Origin of the sequence: Pseudomonas sp. RL (assembly GCF_000647775.1) — a bacterium.
Lineage (GTDB): Bacteria > Pseudomonadota > Gammaproteobacteria > Pseudomonadales > Pseudomonadaceae > Serpens > Serpens flexibilis.
Genome location: NZ_JBOY01000001.1, coordinates 47,301 through 61,904, shown reverse-complemented (window position 1 = coordinate 61,904; position 14,604 = coordinate 47,301). Strand labels below are relative to the sequence as shown.

The following is a 14,604-nucleotide window of genomic DNA, read 5'->3' as shown; positions in this document are numbered from 1 at the left end:
CGGGCGTCTCTACTGCGCTGCCCGCTCGCGGGCGATCAGATGGTCGGCCAGGGCAACGGCCTGCTGGGGACCGCCCGCCGAGCCCAGGTCCAGCCGGTACTTGCCGTTGACCACCAGCACCGGAACGCCAGTGACCTGGTAGGCCATGGCCAGCTTCTTGGCCTTTTCCATCTGGCTCTTTACGCCGAAGGAGTTGTAGGTCTTCAGGAATGCCTCGGAATCGACACCCTGGGCCGCCAGGAATTCGGCCATCTCCTTCGGCGTGGCCAGCTTACGGCCTTCACGGTGAACTGCGGCAAAGATCGCCTCATGCACCTGCGGCTCGACCTTCATGGCCTCCAGGGCGATGAACAGCTGTCCATGGGTGTTCCACACGCCGCCGAACAGGGCCGGCACGCGGACAAAATTCACATCATCGGGCAGGGTTTCCACCCAGGCGTTGAGCACCGGTTCGAATTCGTAGCAGTGCGGGCAGCCATACCAGAACAGCTCGACGACTTCGATCTTGCCAGGTTGCGACACCGGGACCGGGCTGTTCAGTTCGACATAGTGCTTGCCGGCACGGTAGTCGGCGGCGTGGGCGGGGATGGAAAGCAGACTGGCAACGGCCAGCAGGGCACTGAAAAGCAGCGTGCGCATGCAAAGAACTCCTCGACTGAAAAATCGGCGTCGGCCGTTTGGCCGCTGTGCCGCCGGTGCGTTGCCCGGATTTTAACCACAGGTGCAAAAAAAAAGGGCGGCTCGCGCCACCCTTTTTCCGTCTTCACGACAATCAGTGCAGGCCCTGGATATAGCTGGACAGCGCCTGGATGTCTTTGTTGCTCAGCTTGGCGGCGATGGCGCGCATGATCATGGTGTCGCCATCGTTGGTGCGTACGCCTTCGCGGAAGTCGGTCAGCTGCTTGGCGATGTAGGCAGCGTGCTGGCCGTTCAACTTGGGATAGGCGGCGGCGGCGTTGCCGATGCCGTTCGGGGCGTGGCAGCCGGTGCAGGCGGGCATGCCCTCGGCCAGCTTGCCACCGCGCCACAGGGCCTCGCCACGCTCGACCAGCGCCGGGTCGGCGGCACCGATGCTGCCCTTCTGGCTGGCGAAGTAGGCGGCGATGTCTTCCAGGTCCTGATCGCTGAAGGTATCCAGCATGCCGGTCATTTCCAGCACCTTGCGGCCTACACCTTCGGGGGCGCCCGGGGTGGAACCGGCCTTGATGTCCTTCATCTGCTTGAGCAGGTAACGCTCACCCTGGCCAGCCAGCTTCGGGAAGTTCGGCGCTGCGCTGTTGCCGTCCGCGTTGTGGCAGGCGGAGCAGAGCATGACCTTGTTCTGACCGGCTGCGGCGTCGCCGGCGGCCTGTGCGGCGCCGGTCAGGCCCAGGGTCAACAGCAGACTCACGAGTACTTTGTTCATCAGCTAATCCAATAACGGCTAAGGGTGAGAGGGAGCTCGGTCCGAAGGCCCGCGTCTGTGCGCGTTCTGGCGTCATGGTCCCGTTCGGCTTCGCTCCGGCAGTGGAGCAAAGCGCACACAAAATCGGCGGCATTATATACTTGCGCCGCTGAAACGGAAACGAAACCGCCCCCTGCGACCCCGGGTCGCACCTTGGAAATCCTCATGTCTACCAAGAATCCGATCCTCGGGTTGTGCCAACAGGCCACCTTTCTCATCAGTGCTGCGAAGGTGGATCAATGCCCGCCCGACCTCGGCCGCGAGATCGCCTTTGCCGGCCGTTCCAACGCCGGCAAGTCCAGCGCCCTGAACACCCTGACGCATGCCAACCTGGCGCGCACCTCGAAGACGCCGGGCCGCACCCAGCTGCTCAACTTCTTCCGCCTGGACGATGAGCGTCGCCTGGTTGACCTGCCCGGCTACGGCTACGCCAAGGTGCCGATCCCGCTCAAGCAGCACTGGCAGATGCACCTGGAGGCCTACCTGGGCAGCCGCGCCAGCCTGGCCGGCGTGGTGCTGATGATGGATATCCGCCACCCGCTGACCGAGTTCGACCGCATGATGCTCGACTGGGCGCACACCAGTGGCATGCCGCTGCATATCCTGCTCACCAAAGCCGATAAGCTGGCTTTCGGCGCTGCCAAGAACGCCCTGCTCAAGGTGCAGAAGGACGTGCGCCAGGGCTGGGGGGACGGCATCAGCGTGCAGCTGTTTTCCGCCCCCAAGCGCCAGGGCATCGAGGAGGCCCAGGCCGTGCTGGCCCGCTGGCTGGGCCTGGGTGAAGAAGCCCGCGCGGACGCCTGACGCGGGAGCAGAATCGCAGGCAAAAAAAACCTCGAACTTCGTATGGGGAGGGGGAAGTTCGAGGTTCAACTCCGACTCGCCAAGCGGCGATCAGATATCTGCCAACACTAAACACAACAAGGAGCATTGAACGGCTTCACCCATTCAGAGGCTCTGACACACCCTCTTCGGAATAAGTTCAGCCGACCGTGAAAAAATTTTCGCGGCCGACCACATCCTTAGTGCGCCTCGTCCCAATTCGCACCCTCGCCGGCCTCGACCAGCAGCGGCACGGACAGCTCCGCAGCCTGGCTCATCAGGCCGATCAGCGGCGCGCGTACCTGCGCCAGCAGGTCCTCGCGCACCTCCAGCACCAGTTCGTCGTGCACCTGGAGAATCACCCGGGCGTCCAGGCCGCTCTCGCTCAGCCAGCCGTCCACCGCCACCATGGCGCGCTTCATGATGTCGGCGGCAGTGCCCTGCATGGGCGCGTTGATCGCGGTGCGCTCGGCGGCCTTGCGCATGGCGCCGTTGCGCGACTGGATTTCCGGCAGATACAGGCGGCGGCCGAACAGGGTTTCCACGTAGCCCTGCTCGCGTGCCTGCTCGCGGGTGCGTTCCATGTAGGCCAGCACGCCCGGGTAGCGGGCGAAGTACAGGTCGATGTAGGCCTGGGCCTCCTTGCGGTCCACGCCGAGCTGCTTGGCCAGGCCGAACGCGCTCATGCCGTAGATCAGGCCAAAGTTGATCGCCTTTGCGCGGCGGCGCTGCTCGCCGCTGACCTGGTCCAGCGGCACGCCGAACACTTCGGCGGCGGTCGCACGGTGTACGTCCAGTCCCTGACGGAAGGCGTTCAGCAGACCGGCGTCCTGCGCCAGGTGCGCCATGATGCGCAGTTCGATCTGCGAGTAGTCGGCGGCCAGCAGCCGGTAGCCGGGCGGCGCGACGAAGGCCTGGCGGATGCGGCGGCCCTCCGCGGTGCGGATCGGGATGTTCTGCAGGTTCGGGTCGCTGGAGGACAGGCGACCCGTGGCGGTCACCGCCTGGTGATAACTGGTATGGATGCGCCCGGTGCGCGGATTGATCTGCTCCGGCAGACGATCCGTGTAGGTGCTCTTCAGCTTGCTGACCTGGCGGTAGTACATGATCACCTGCGGCAGCGGATAGCCGTCCTCGGCCAGCTCGGCCAGCACGCTTTCCGCGGTGGACGGCTGGCCGGTGGCCGTCTTGGCCAGCACCGGCAGGCCCAGCTTGTCGTAGAGGATGGCGCACAGCTGCTTGGGTGAGCCGAGGTTGAACTCCTCACCGGCGATCGAGTAGGCCTCGCGCTCCAGCTCCACCATGCGCTCGCCCAGCTCCAGGCTCTGCTTGCCGAGCAGTTGGGCATCCACGTAGGCGCCATTGCACTCGATGCGCGCCAGCACCGGCATCAGCGGCATCTCGATGTCGCGCAACACGCCGGCCAGGCTGGGAATCGCCTGCAGGCGCTCCCACAGCACCCGATGCAGCGCCAGCGCCACGTCCGCGCCTTCGGCGGCGTAGGGACCGGCCTGATCCAGGGCCACCTGGTCGAAGCTGAGCTGTTTGGCGCCCTTGCCGGCGATATCTTCCAGGCGTGTGGTGCTGCGCCCCAGATACTTCAGCGCCAGGCTGTCCAGGTCGTGGCGGGTGGCAGTGGAGTCCAGCACGTAGGATTCGAGCATGGTGTCGAAGGCCACGCCGCGCAGGGCGATGCCGTAGCGCACCAGCACCTCGATGTCCGCCTTGCCGTGCTGGACGATCTTCGGCCGCGCCGGATCCTCCAGCAGCGGCTTGAGCGCGGCCAGCGCCTCGCTGCGATCGATCTGCGCCGGCACGCCCATGTAGCTGTGCGCCAGCGGCAGGTAGGCCGCCTCGCCAGGCGCCACGGCGAAGGCCAGGCCGACCAGCTCGGCCTGCTGCGGGTCGGCGCCGTTGAGCTTGGTATTGAAGGAGATGTACTCGGCCGTGCCCAGCCGCTTCAGCCAGGTCTGGAAGTCGGCCGGATCGGTGAGGGTCACGTACTGCGCGGGCGCGGCTTCTGCACCCGCCGACTCGGCAAACAGGTCGTCCGTGGCGCCTGCAGCGACCGGTGCAGCCGGCGCCTCGCGCAGCAGTGCGTCCAGCCAGGCGCGGAATTCCAGCTGGCGATACAGCTCAATCAGCGCCTCGCGCTGCGGCTCGCCCGGATGCAGTGCCTCGATGTCCACCTCCAGCGCCACATCGGTCTTGATGGTTGCCAGCTGATAGGACAGATAGGCCGCCTCCCGGTGTTCGGCGAGCTTGGCCCCCAGCGTCTTGGCGCCGCGGATCGGCAACGCGGCAACCTGATCCAGATTGGCGTACAGGCCATCCAGCCCGCCGGCGATACCGTTCAGCAGGCCCTGCGCGGTCTTCTCGCCGACCCCGGGCACGCCGGGGATGTTGTCGACCTTGTCGCCCATCAGCGCCAGGTAGTCGATGATCAGCTCCGGACCGACGCCGAACTTGCTCTTCACGCCTTCCACGTCATAGACACTGCCGGTCATGGTGTTGACCAGGCACACGCGCGGGCAGACCAGCTGCGCCATGTCCTTGTCACCGGTGGAAATCACCACGTCGCGGCCGGCGTCGGCACAGCGCCGCGCCAGCGTGCCGATCACGTCGTCGGCCTCCACGCCGTCCACGCACAGCAGCGGCAGACCGAGCGCCCGCACCGTGGCATGCAGCGGCTCGACCTGCACACGCAGGTCGTCGGGCATCGGCGGGCGGTGCGACTTGTAGTGCTCGAACAGTTCATCGCGGAAGGTCGGCCCCTTGGCGTCGAAGACCACCGCGAAGGGGCTGTCCGGATACTGCTTGCGCAGGCTGAGCAGCATGTTCAGCACACCCTTCACCGCCCCGGTGGGCAGGCCGGTCGAAGTGGTCAGCGGCGGCAGGGCGTGAAAGGCGCGGTACAGGTAGGACGAACCGTCCACCAGGACGAGGGGCGCTTGACTCATGTGCAGACCTTTTGCGCGGGCACGGCGCTAGAATGTCCGTACCTGTTTATGGAAATGTCGGGGCAAAGGGTACCATGCGCGCTTTCAATCACCTGCTGTTGGCTGGCCTGCTGGCCCTGCCGTTGTACGCTGCGGCCCAGGATTCGGTGGATGCCGAACCGGACGTCACCATCCGCCAGGAGGGCGACAAACGCATCGAGGAATTCCGGGTCAACGGCTTCCTGTACGCGATCAAGATAACGCCCAAGAACGGTAAGCCTTACTACCTGGTGCGCGCCGACGGCAGCGACAACTTCGTACGCGCCGACAAGCCCGACATGCTGATCCCCGCCTGGGAAATCTTCCGCTGGTAGTGCCGCCATGTCCGTGTTCACCCCGCTCGAGCACCACGAACTGGAAGACTTCCTGGCCCCGTATGGGCTAGGTCGCCTGGTGGATTTCCAGGGCATCGCCGAAGGCACCGAGAACAGCAACTTCTTCGTCAGCCTGGAGCAGGGCGAGTTCGTGCTGACCCTGGTGGAACGCGGCGCGCAGGACGAACTGCCATTTTTCATCCAGCTGCTCGACGTGCTGCATGACGCCGGACTGGCGGTGCCCTTCGCCCTGCGTACCCGCGAGGGTCAAGCCCTGCGGCGGCTGGCCGACAAGCCCGCGCTGCTGCAACCGCGCCTGCCCGGCCGGCACGTGCATGCGCCGAATGCGCACCAATGCGCCGAGCTGGGCGACTGGCTGGCGCGCCTGCACCTGGCGACCTGCGATGCCCCCCTGGAGCGCCCCAGCGACCGCGGACTGGCCTGGATGCTGGAGCAGGGTCCCAGCCTGGCCCTGGGCCTGCCCGAGGAGCACCTGCCACTGCTGCGTGGCGCGCTGACCGAACTGCACGACCAGGCCGGCCGCCTGCGGTCCCTGCCGAGGGCCAACCTGCACGCCGACCTGTTCCGTGACAACGCACTGTTCGAAGGCAGCCACCTGACCGGCGTGATCGACTTCTACAACGCCTGCTCGGGCCCGATGCTCTACGACCTGGCGATCAGCGTGAATGACTGGTGCTCGGACGCCGACGGGCATCTTGACCCGGCGCGCACCGAGGCGCTGCTGGGCGCCTACTCGGCGCGACGGCGCTTCCATCCGGCCGAAGCCGAACTCTGGCCAACCATGCTGCGCGTCGCCTGCCTGCGATTCTGGCTGTCGCGCCTGATCGCCGCCGAGGAGAACCGCGGGCGTGATGTGCTGATCAAGGACCCGGACGAGTTCCGCCGGCTGCTCGCCCGGCGGCAGCAGGTCGACTCGGCATTGCCTTTCGCGCTCTGAGCGGAGCAAGCTCGACGCATCGTTTCGTGCGGAGTCGTTGCCATGGACCAAAGCCAGTCGTTGCCGAACAGCCTGTATGCCGAACTGCGCAGCGGCTGGGCCGCCCGTGCCAGGGCCAACCCGCTGATTACCTATGGCCTGCTGGCAGCCGCCGCCGTGGTGATCGGCCTGTTGATCGCCAGCATCGTCTACGCCCTGCGCAACGGCCACAGCGTACACCTCAACTACGCGCTGCTCGGGGGCGGCGCCGGCTTTGCCACCACCGCACTGGGCGCGCTGCTGGCAGCGGGGCTGCGCACCATCCATGTACGTACCCAGGACAGCATGCTGGGGTTCACCGCCGGCATGATGCTGGCGGCCAGCGCCTTCTCGCTGATCCTGCCGGGCCTGGAGGCGGCCGAAGGCATTTTCGGCAACGCGCCGGCCGCGGCGTTCACCGTGGTGACCGGCCTGGCGCTGGGCGTGCTGCTGATGCTCGGCCTCGACTATTTCACCCCCCACGAGCACGAGAGCACCGGCCCCTGCGGCCCGGATTGCGAGCGCTTGAACCGGGTGTGGCTGTTCGTGCTGGCGATCATCCTGCACAACATCCCGGAAGGCATGGCCATCGGCGTCAGCTTCTCGGCCGGCGACCTCGGCGTCGGCCTGCCGCTCACCTCGGCCATCGCCATCCAGGACATCCCCGAGGGCATGGCCGTGGTGCTGGCGCTGCGGGTGGTGGGCATGTCGATGTTCGGCGCGGTGCTGGTGGCCATCGCCTCGGGCCTGATGGAGCCGCTGGGCGCGCTGGTCGGCCTGGGCATTTCCAGCGGTTTTGCGGTCGCCTACCCGATCAGCCTGGGCCTGGCGGCCGGGGCGATGATCTTCGTGGTCTCCCACGAGGTGATTCCGGAGACCCACCGCAACGGTCACCAGACGCCGGCGACCATCGGCCTGATGGCCGGCTTCGGGGTGATGATGTTCCTGGATACCGCGCTGGGCTGATCGCCGGCGGAAGTTGGTGCGGGGTGCCACGGTAACCAGCGCAACGCGTTGGCCACCCTACGAGGCACGCACAAAAAGCCCCGGCGTGCCGGGGCTCTGGGGTTTCAGGCGCGAACTAGCCGCACTTGGAGTGCCCGCAATTCAGGCAGGTGGCGCAGCCATCCATCTGCACCACCGCCTTGGTGCTGCACTTGCCGCACAGCTGCGCGCCGGCGGGGAAGCCTTCGCCCGGTTCGGCGGTCGTCGCGCCCTGGGTGGCCTCGTAGGCGGCGCGCTTTTCCGCCAGGTACTGGCGCTGCACCTCGTCCAGGCCCTGACCTTCCATCATGCCGATGCTGATCAGGTGGCGCTCCACCACGCCGCCGATCTCGGCGACGATGGACGGCATGTAGATGCCACCCTTCTTCAGGTAGCCGCCGCGCGGGTCGAACACCGCCTTCATCTCCTCCACCAGGAAGGTACAGTCGCCGCCCTTGCGGAACACGGCGGACATGATGCGGGTGAGCGCCACGATCCACTGGAAGTGGTCCATGTTCTTCGAGTTGATGAAGATCTCGAAGGGCCGGCGCTGCTCGAACGGCGTGCCGGCGTTGAGCACCACGTCGTTGATGGTCACGTACAGGGCGTGCTCGAACAGCGGCGACTTGATCTTGTAGGTCATGCCGACCAGGGTTTCGGGGCGCTGCAGCGTCTCATCCATCTGCACCGGCGCAACGGCGGGCGCTTCGGGCTGGGCTGCGGCAGCCGTTTCGCTGCCCTGGGCGGCGGGGCGCTCCAGGGCCTGGTCGACCACCTTGAAGCCCTTGATGCGTTTTTCGATCTTCACGGTCATAGCAATTACTCCCGGCCGGACGCCCCCGGCGTCCGGCCCTGCAAAAATGAAACGGCCTCAGTACTTGCCGTAATAGCCTTCCTTGAGGGCATCGAACAGGTTGGCGGCAGTGTTCACCTCGCCGTCGTACTCGACCATGGCATTGCCCTTGAGCTCGACCACGCTGCCGTCTTCCAGTTCGAAGCGGTACAGGGTGTTCTCCAGGTCGGCTTCCTTGACCAGCACGCCCTGGAAGGCCTTGGGGTTGAAGCGGAAGGTGGTGCAGCCCTTCAGGCCCTGGCGCCAGGCGTAACGGTAGATGTCCTTGAACGCCTCGAACGGATAGTCGGTGGGTACGTTCGCGGTCTTGGAGATCGAGGAATCCACCCACTTCTGCGCGGCGGCCTGGATGTCCACATGCTGGGTCGGGCCGATGTCATCGGCGGCGACGAAGTAGTCCGGCAGCTTGCGCGCCGGGTCCTCGCTGCCCGGCTCGGCCTTGGCATTGACCAGCGTGCGGTAGGCCAGCAGCTCGAAGCTGAACACGTCGACCTTTTCCTTGGCCTTGCGCCCGGAACGGATCACGTTGCGCGAGTATTTGTGGGCGAAACTCGGCTCGATGCCGTTGGAGGCGTTGTTGGCCAGGCTCAGGCTGATGGTGCCGGTCGGCGCGATGGAGCTGTGGTGGGTGAAGCGCGCACCCTGCTCGGCCAGCGCCTCGATCAGCTCCGGCGCGTATTCGGCCAGGCGCTGCATGTAGCGCGAATACTTGGCGTGCAGCACGCGGCCGGGCACCTTGTCGCCCACCTGGTAGCCGTCCTTGGCCATTTCCGGACGCTTGCGCAGCATCTCGGCCGTCACCGTGAATTCCTCGGCCAGCAGCGGCGCCGGGCCCTTTTCGCGGGACAGTTCCAGCGCCTCTTCCCAGCCGACCAGGGCCATCTCGCGGGCCACTTCCTCGGTGAACACGCAGGATTCCGGGCTGCCGTAGCGCATCTTGAGCAGGGTCAGGGTCGAACCCAGGCCGAGGAAGCCCATGCCGTGGCGACGCTTGTGCATGATCTCGTGACGCTGCTGTTCCAGCGGCAGGCCGTTGATCTCCACCACGTTGTCCAGCATGCGGGTGAAGATGCGCACCACCTTGCGGTACTTGTCCCAGTCGAAGCGCGCGTCCGGACCGAACGGGTCGATCACGAAGCGGGTCAGGTTCACCGAGCCCAGCAGGCAGGAGCCGTAGGGCGGCAGCGGCTGCTCGCCACACGGGTTGGTGGCGCGGATCGCCTCGCACCACCAGTTGTTGTTCAGCTGGTTGACGCGGTCGATGAGGATGAAGCCCGGCTCGGCGAAGTCGTAGGTGGAGACCATGATCATGTCCCACAGGTGACGCGCCTTGACGCGACCGTAGACGCGGCAGGCCACCAGGCCGTCCTCGCGCACGATGTAGTCGTCGTGGATCGGCCATTCGCGCCAGACCACCTGGGAGGCGTCGGCGAGGTCGACTTCGTGGCGCTCCTTGGGGTGCACCGGGAAGATCAGCGGCCATTCGCCGTCGTTCTCCACCGCCTGCATGAATTCGTCGGTGATCAGCAGGCTGAGGTTGAACTGGCGCAGGCGGCCATCCTCGCGCTTGGCGCGGATGAATTCGCGCACATCCGGATGACAGACGTCGAAGGTGCCCATCTGCGCGCCGCGGCGGCCGCCGGCCGAGCTAACGGTGAAGCACATCTTGTCGAAGATATCCATGAACGACAGCGGGCCGCTGGTGTGCGCGCCGGCGCCGGACACGAACGAGCCGCGCGGACGCAGGGTGCTGAATTCGTAGCCGATGCCACAGCCGGCCTTGAGGGTCAGCCCGGCTTCGTGGACCTTGCCCAGGATGTCGTCCATCGAGTCGCGGATGGTCGCCGATACGGTGCAGTTGATGGTCGAGGTGGCCGGCTTGTAGTCCAGCGCGCCGGCGTTGGAAATGATGCGGCCGGCGGGAATCGCGCCGTTGCGCAGCGCCCAGAGGAACTGCTCATGCCAGTACTCGCGCTTTTCGGGCGCCTCCACCTCCGCCAGGGAACGGGCGACACGCTTCCAGGTGTCGTCCACATCACCATCGATGGGGGTGCCATCCTTGTCAGTCAGACGGTACTTCTGCGCCCAGATATCTTCGGAAGCCGCCTGCAGGGCGATCTCAAAAGCCTGTTTGCCCGCCGTCATCGGCCCATTGGTCTTCGCCATGCGCGTGTGCCTCATTCGCAAGGGGATGGAAAAAAAGGCTGCGGATTGTACGCCAAAACAGCCCGAGCGACAGTCCTGGGATATCTTGTCGAACACTTCATCTTGTGGGTGCACAAACAGGCGAACACAATACCTGCCTTGCGCTACGGTTCAATCGCTCAAATGCCGCAGTCGCTCGAAATGTGCGCCGCGTCGCCAAGACTCAGACGCCAGGCGGGCTGGGTGCGTGCCGGCAGTTGGTCTGAAAGACAAAAACGGCTGGTGCGCGGGACCGCTCGTCGGAGCGCACCTGCCGCGCTTGCCGCGGCTTTGCTGGCCGGTACGAAGCCGTCCTACTGGACGCCGGCGGGCGTCAGGCAGCCGGCCAACTGCTCGCCGAGGCTTTCCAGCAGCCGCTCATAGCCGCGAGCATCCACGGACAGGTCGTAGCCCAGGGCATCCAGCGACGCCAGGCGCACCGGCAGCCCCTCGATCAGGGTCTGGGCCAGGCGCGGTGCCTGCGGCGGCTCGTAGAACACGCAGGTCGCGCCGGCGGCACGCAGGCGTTCACGCAGCTGGGCCACCTGCCGCGCACCGAGCTGCACCTCGCCCAGGCTGAACACCCCGGCATGGCGCAGGCCATAGGCCGCCTCGAAATAGTCGTAGGCCTCGTGGAACACGAAGTACGGCTTGCCCGCCAGCGGCGCCAGACGGGTACGCAGGCGCAGGTCGAGCGTGTCCAGGCGCTGCTCGAACGCCGCCAGGTTGGCCCGGTAGCGCGCGCCATTGGCCGGATCGCGCGCAGCCAGGTCGTCAGCCATCCGCGCAGCGATCACTCGGGCGTTGGCCGGCAGCAGCCAGAGGTGGGCATCCAGGCTGCCGGGGCGGTGGTCGTGGTCGTGATCGTCATGCGCGACCGGGGCGTCATGGTCATGGTCAGCGTGGTGATCATCGCCAAAGTGGCGCAACTGCAGGCCCGCCAGGGTCTGCACGGCCAGGCTGGGGTTTGTGCGGCCGTCGAGCAGGCGGGGCAGGAAGCTCTCCAGGTCCGGCCCGACCCAGTAGAACAGGTCGGCCTGACGCAGGCGGCGTACCTCGGAAGGCTTGAGCATGTAATGGTGCGCGGACGCCCCCGGCGGCAGCAGCACGTCGGGCGTGCCGACACCGTCCTGCACGGCGGCGGCGATCAGTTGCAGGGGTTTGATGCTGGTGAGCAGGGCGACTTCGGCACGGGCGGTCAGCGAAGCCAGGCACAACAGCACAACGGCGGACAGACGTAGCAGCACGACAGCGACACTCTGGGTGGAAAGGGTTATAGAATAACGTCTCTTCCATTCGACGTCGCCGCCATGTATCGACCCCTTCCCGACACACCGCTGGCCTGCCTGCCGCACGACCATTCCCAGTGCGTCGACAACGCACTGGCCGACGCCGACAGCATCTGCGCGCGCCAGGGCGTGCGCCTGACAGCCCTGCGCAGGCGGGTGCTGGAGCTGGTCTGGCAGAGCCACAAGCCGCTCGGAGCCTACGACATCCTCGGCACCCTCAGCGAGGAAGACGGCCGCCGCGCCGCGCCGCCGACCGTCTACCGCGCCCTGGATTTCCTGCTGGAGAACGGCCTGATCCACCGCATCGCTTCGCTGAACGCCTTCATCGGCTGCATCCGCCCGGAACACAGCCATCAGGGTCAGTTCCTGATCTGCCGCGAATGCCGCACGGCCATCGAGCTGGAACACCCGGCCATCAGCGAAGCGATCGTCGCCGGTGCGCAGCGCGTCGGCTTCCGCGTGGAAACCGAGACGGTCGAGGTGGTCGGTCTCTGCGCCCGCTGCCAGGAGGCCGCATGAGCGATGACCTGCTGCGCCTGAGCGGGGTCAGCGTGCGCTTCAACGGCCAGGACACCCTGGACGCGGTGAACCTGCGCGTGCGACCGGGCGAAATCGTCACGCTGATCGGCCCCAACGGCGCCGGCAAGACCACCCTGGTGCGTGTCGTGCTGGGCCTGCTGAAGGCGGACAGCGGCGAGGTCTGGCGCCGACCGAAACTGCGCATCGGCTACATGCCGCAAAAACTGCAGGTGGACGCCACCCTGCCGCTCAGCGTGCAACGTTTCCTGCGCCTGGTGCCTGGCGTCAGCGCCGCCATGGCGCGGGCCGCGCTGGAAGAAGTCGGCGCGGCCCACGTGCTCGACCACCCGCTGCAGAAGATCTCCGGCGGCGAGCTGCAACGCGTACTGCTGGCCCGCGCCCTGCTGCGCAAGCCCGAACTGCTGGTGCTCGACGAGCCGGTGCAGGGTGTGGATGTCGCCGGCCAGGCGGCGCTGTACCGGCTGATCGGCACGTTGCGCGAACGCTACGGCTGCGGCGTGCTGATGGTCTCCCACGACCTGCACCTGGTGATGAGCGCCACCGACCAGGTGGTGTGCCTGAACCGGCATGTGTGCTGCTCAGGACATCCCGAACAGGTCAGCGGCGATCCGGCGTTCGTCGAACTGTTCGGCCGTGATGCACGCAGCCTGGCGATCTACCAGCACCGCCACGACCACGCCCACGATCTGCACGGCGGCGTGGTCCTGAAGAAACCCCATACCCACGGTCCGAACTGCAACCATGGCTGATTTCCTGCTTCACGCGCTGCTCGCCGGCCTCGCCCTGGCGCTGGTGGCTGGCCCACTCGGCTCGTTCGTGGTCTGGCGGCGCATGGCCTATTTCGGCGAAACCCTGTCCCATGCCGCGCTGCTCGGCCTAGCCCTGGGCCTGTGGTTGGCGATCAGCCCGACACTGGCAATCATCGCCCTGTGCCTGCTGCTGGCGCTGGCGCTGCTCGGCCTGCAAGGTCGCCAGGCGCTGGCCTCCGACACCCTGCTGGGCATGCTGGCGCCCACCATGCTGGCCCTGGGTCTGGTGACCATGAGCCTCCTGGAGGTGCGCGTCGATCTGCTCGGCTATCTGTTCGGCGATCTGCTGGCCATCAGCCGCGAGGATCTGTACTGGGTATTGGGCGGCAGCGCGCTGGTGCTGCTGCTGCTGGTGCCGCTGTGGCGCCCGCTGCTGGCCATTACCGTGCACGAGGAGCTGGCACGCGTCGAAGGCCTGCCGGTGGCCGGTCTGCGCCTGGCGCTGATGCTGCTGATCGCCCTGGTGATCGCCCTGGCCATGAAGATCGTCGGCGTGCTGCTGATCACCTCGCTGCTGATCATTCCTGCCGCCGCCGCCCAGCGCCATGCGCGCACGCCGGAGCAGATGGCCGTCGGCGCCAGCCTGCTCGGCCTGCTGGCGGTGTCGGCGGGCCTGAGCCTGTCCTGGTTCCAGGACACCCCGGCCGGGCCCTCGATCGTGGTGAGCGCCGCCGCCCTGTTTCTGCTTAGCTTTGCCCTGCCACGGCGGCGCTGACGCGTGTCGTCCTGTGCGCCCGAGACGGGCAGGGTTAGAATCCCGTCGACCGCTTCCTCGAGGTCCCTTCACATGCCCATGTTCCGTTGCCTGACCCTTGCCGGCCTGGTTGTCGTGCTTGCCGGCTGCCAGAGTGCGCCGGTGCAGGACACCCAGCGGCAGTTGTTCCAGAGCTACCTGGCCCAGGGCCAGCTGGCACAGGCGGACCAGTTGCTGGCCGATGCCGGCAAGCGGGGCGTCGACGCCGAGCGCCTGGCCCCGTATCAGCGCCAGTTGGCCGACGCCTACCTGCGCCAGGGACAGGATGCGCTGCAGGCCGGCGACCTGAACACTGCCACCACGGCGCTGAGCCGGGCCCGCAGCCTGCTGCCGGCCGCGCCGGCGCTGACCACCGACCTCGGCGACCAGCTGGACCCGCAGGTGCGCAGCATCATGCTGCCGCTGCTGGACAAGGGCGATTACGCCGCCCTGGCCGAGCAGTTCGACAGCCTGGCCGACGAACTGCGGACCTGCGATTGCCGCATCGTGCTGGAGGCCCGCGGCAGCTGGCAGTCCAACCGCGCCGCCGAACTGCTGCGCACACGCCTGGGCGACGCCTCGGAAGTGGAAGTCAGCCACATCGCCTCGCGCGTGCCGCGCCTGCTGCTGATCGGGGGTGGTGCCCAGGAATAGCCT

General features: G+C 66.8%; 14 protein-coding genes. 8 read left to right on the top strand and 6 right to left on the bottom strand.

The genetic code is table 11. From position 1 onward, the window contains the following. Window positions 1–9: 9 nt before the first annotated feature. A complete protein-coding gene (locus AS93_RS0100320) occupies window positions 10–639 on the bottom strand; it encodes a thiol:disulfide interchange protein DsbA/DsbL (RefSeq protein WP_027588715.1) in 630 nt (209 codons plus the stop codon). A gap of 133 nt (window positions 640–772) precedes the next feature. Beyond that, complete coding sequence (locus AS93_RS0100315; protein ID WP_027588714.1) at window positions 773–1,405, bottom strand: c-type cytochrome; 633 nt, start codon at window positions 1,403–1,405, stop codon at window positions 773–775. A 204-nt stretch (window positions 1,406–1,609) separates the two neighbouring features. Between AS93_RS0100315 and yihA the strand changes: the two genes are divergently transcribed. After that, complete coding sequence (yihA, locus tag AS93_RS0100310; RefSeq protein ID WP_027588713.1) at window positions 1,610–2,248, top strand: ribosome biogenesis GTP-binding protein YihA/YsxC; 639 nt, start codon at window positions 1,610–1,612, stop codon at window positions 2,246–2,248. A gap of 218 nt (window positions 2,249–2,466) precedes the next feature. Here the strand turns inward: yihA and polA are convergent, their stop codons facing one another. Beyond that, window positions 2,467–5,226 carry a DNA polymerase I gene (polA, locus tag AS93_RS18480; protein WP_037008238.1) on the bottom strand — a complete coding sequence of 920 codons (2,760 nt, stop codon included), beginning with the start codon at window positions 5,224–5,226 and terminating at the stop codon, window positions 2,467–2,469. Between the two features lie 74 nt (window positions 5,227–5,300). On the opposite strand from polA, the gene AS93_RS0100295 reads away from it, so the two are divergent. The 3 genes from AS93_RS0100295 to AS93_RS0100285 are packed head-to-tail and all read left to right on the top strand — an operon-like array spanning window position 5,301 to window position 7,521. Next, window positions 5,301–5,579, top strand: coding sequence for a DUF2782 domain-containing protein (locus AS93_RS0100295; protein WP_027588712.1), 279 nt, complete (start codon window positions 5,301–5,303; stop codon window positions 5,577–5,579). 7 nt (window positions 5,580–5,586) lie between these two features. Continuing rightward, window positions 5,587–6,537 carry a homoserine kinase gene (locus tag AS93_RS0100290; RefSeq protein ID WP_027588711.1) on the top strand — a complete coding sequence of 317 codons (951 nt, stop codon included), beginning with the start codon at window positions 5,587–5,589 and terminating at the stop codon, window positions 6,535–6,537. A gap of 42 nt (window positions 6,538–6,579) precedes the next feature. Further along, window positions 6,580–7,521: a ZIP family metal transporter gene (locus AS93_RS0100285; protein ID WP_037008237.1), complete on the top strand. Its 942-nt coding sequence runs from the start codon at window positions 6,580–6,582 to the stop codon at window positions 7,519–7,521. A 115-nt stretch (window positions 7,522–7,636) separates the two neighbouring features. On the opposite strand, the gene AS93_RS0100280 is transcribed toward AS93_RS0100285, so the two are convergent. From AS93_RS0100280 to AS93_RS0100270, 3 genes are all read right to left on the bottom strand, one after another. Then, window positions 7,637–8,353 carry an NrdJb gene (locus tag AS93_RS0100280; protein ID WP_027588709.1) on the bottom strand — a complete coding sequence of 239 codons (717 nt, stop codon included), beginning with the start codon at window positions 8,351–8,353 and terminating at the stop codon, window positions 7,637–7,639. 57 nt (window positions 8,354–8,410) lie between these two features. Next, the gene (locus AS93_RS0100275; RefSeq protein ID WP_027588708.1) at window positions 8,411–10,558 is read right to left on the bottom strand and encodes an adenosylcobalamin-dependent ribonucleoside-diphosphate reductase; all 2,148 of its coding nucleotides are present in this window, start codon (window positions 10,556–10,558) and stop codon (window positions 8,411–8,413) included. 332 nt (window positions 10,559–10,890) lie between these two features. After that, window positions 10,891–11,820 carry a zinc ABC transporter substrate-binding protein gene (locus AS93_RS0100270; RefSeq protein WP_027588707.1) on the bottom strand — a complete coding sequence of 310 codons (930 nt, stop codon included), beginning with the start codon at window positions 11,818–11,820 and terminating at the stop codon, window positions 10,891–10,893. 66 nt (window positions 11,821–11,886) lie between these two features. Here AS93_RS0100270 and AS93_RS0100265 point away from each other — a divergent pair, with 66 nt between their 5' ends. The 4 genes from AS93_RS0100265 to AS93_RS19880 all read left to right on the top strand — a co-directional run bounded on the left by AS93_RS0100265 (window position 11,887) and on the right by AS93_RS19880 (window position 14,601). Next, the gene (locus AS93_RS0100265) at window positions 11,887–12,384 is read left to right on the top strand and encodes a Fur family transcriptional regulator (RefSeq protein WP_027588706.1); all 498 of its coding nucleotides are present in this window, start codon (window positions 11,887–11,889) and stop codon (window positions 12,382–12,384) included. Further along, window positions 12,381–13,154: a zinc ABC transporter ATP-binding protein ZnuC gene (gene znuC, locus AS93_RS0100260; RefSeq protein WP_027588705.1), complete on the top strand. Its 774-nt coding sequence runs from the start codon at window positions 12,381–12,383 to the stop codon at window positions 13,152–13,154. Before AS93_RS0100265 ends, znuC begins: the two co-directional genes overlap by 4 nt. Beyond that, window positions 13,147–13,929, top strand: a complete 783-nt coding sequence (gene znuB, locus AS93_RS0100255) for a zinc ABC transporter permease subunit ZnuB (protein WP_027588704.1) — start codon at window positions 13,147–13,149, stop codon at window positions 13,927–13,929. The genes znuC and znuB overlap by 8 nt, the downstream gene beginning before the upstream one ends. A 72-nt stretch (window positions 13,930–14,001) precedes the next feature. Beyond that, window positions 14,002–14,601, top strand: coding sequence for a hypothetical protein (locus AS93_RS19880; RefSeq protein ID WP_051587289.1), 600 nt, complete (start codon window positions 14,002–14,004; stop codon window positions 14,599–14,601). Window positions 14,602–14,604 lie beyond the last annotated feature (3 nt).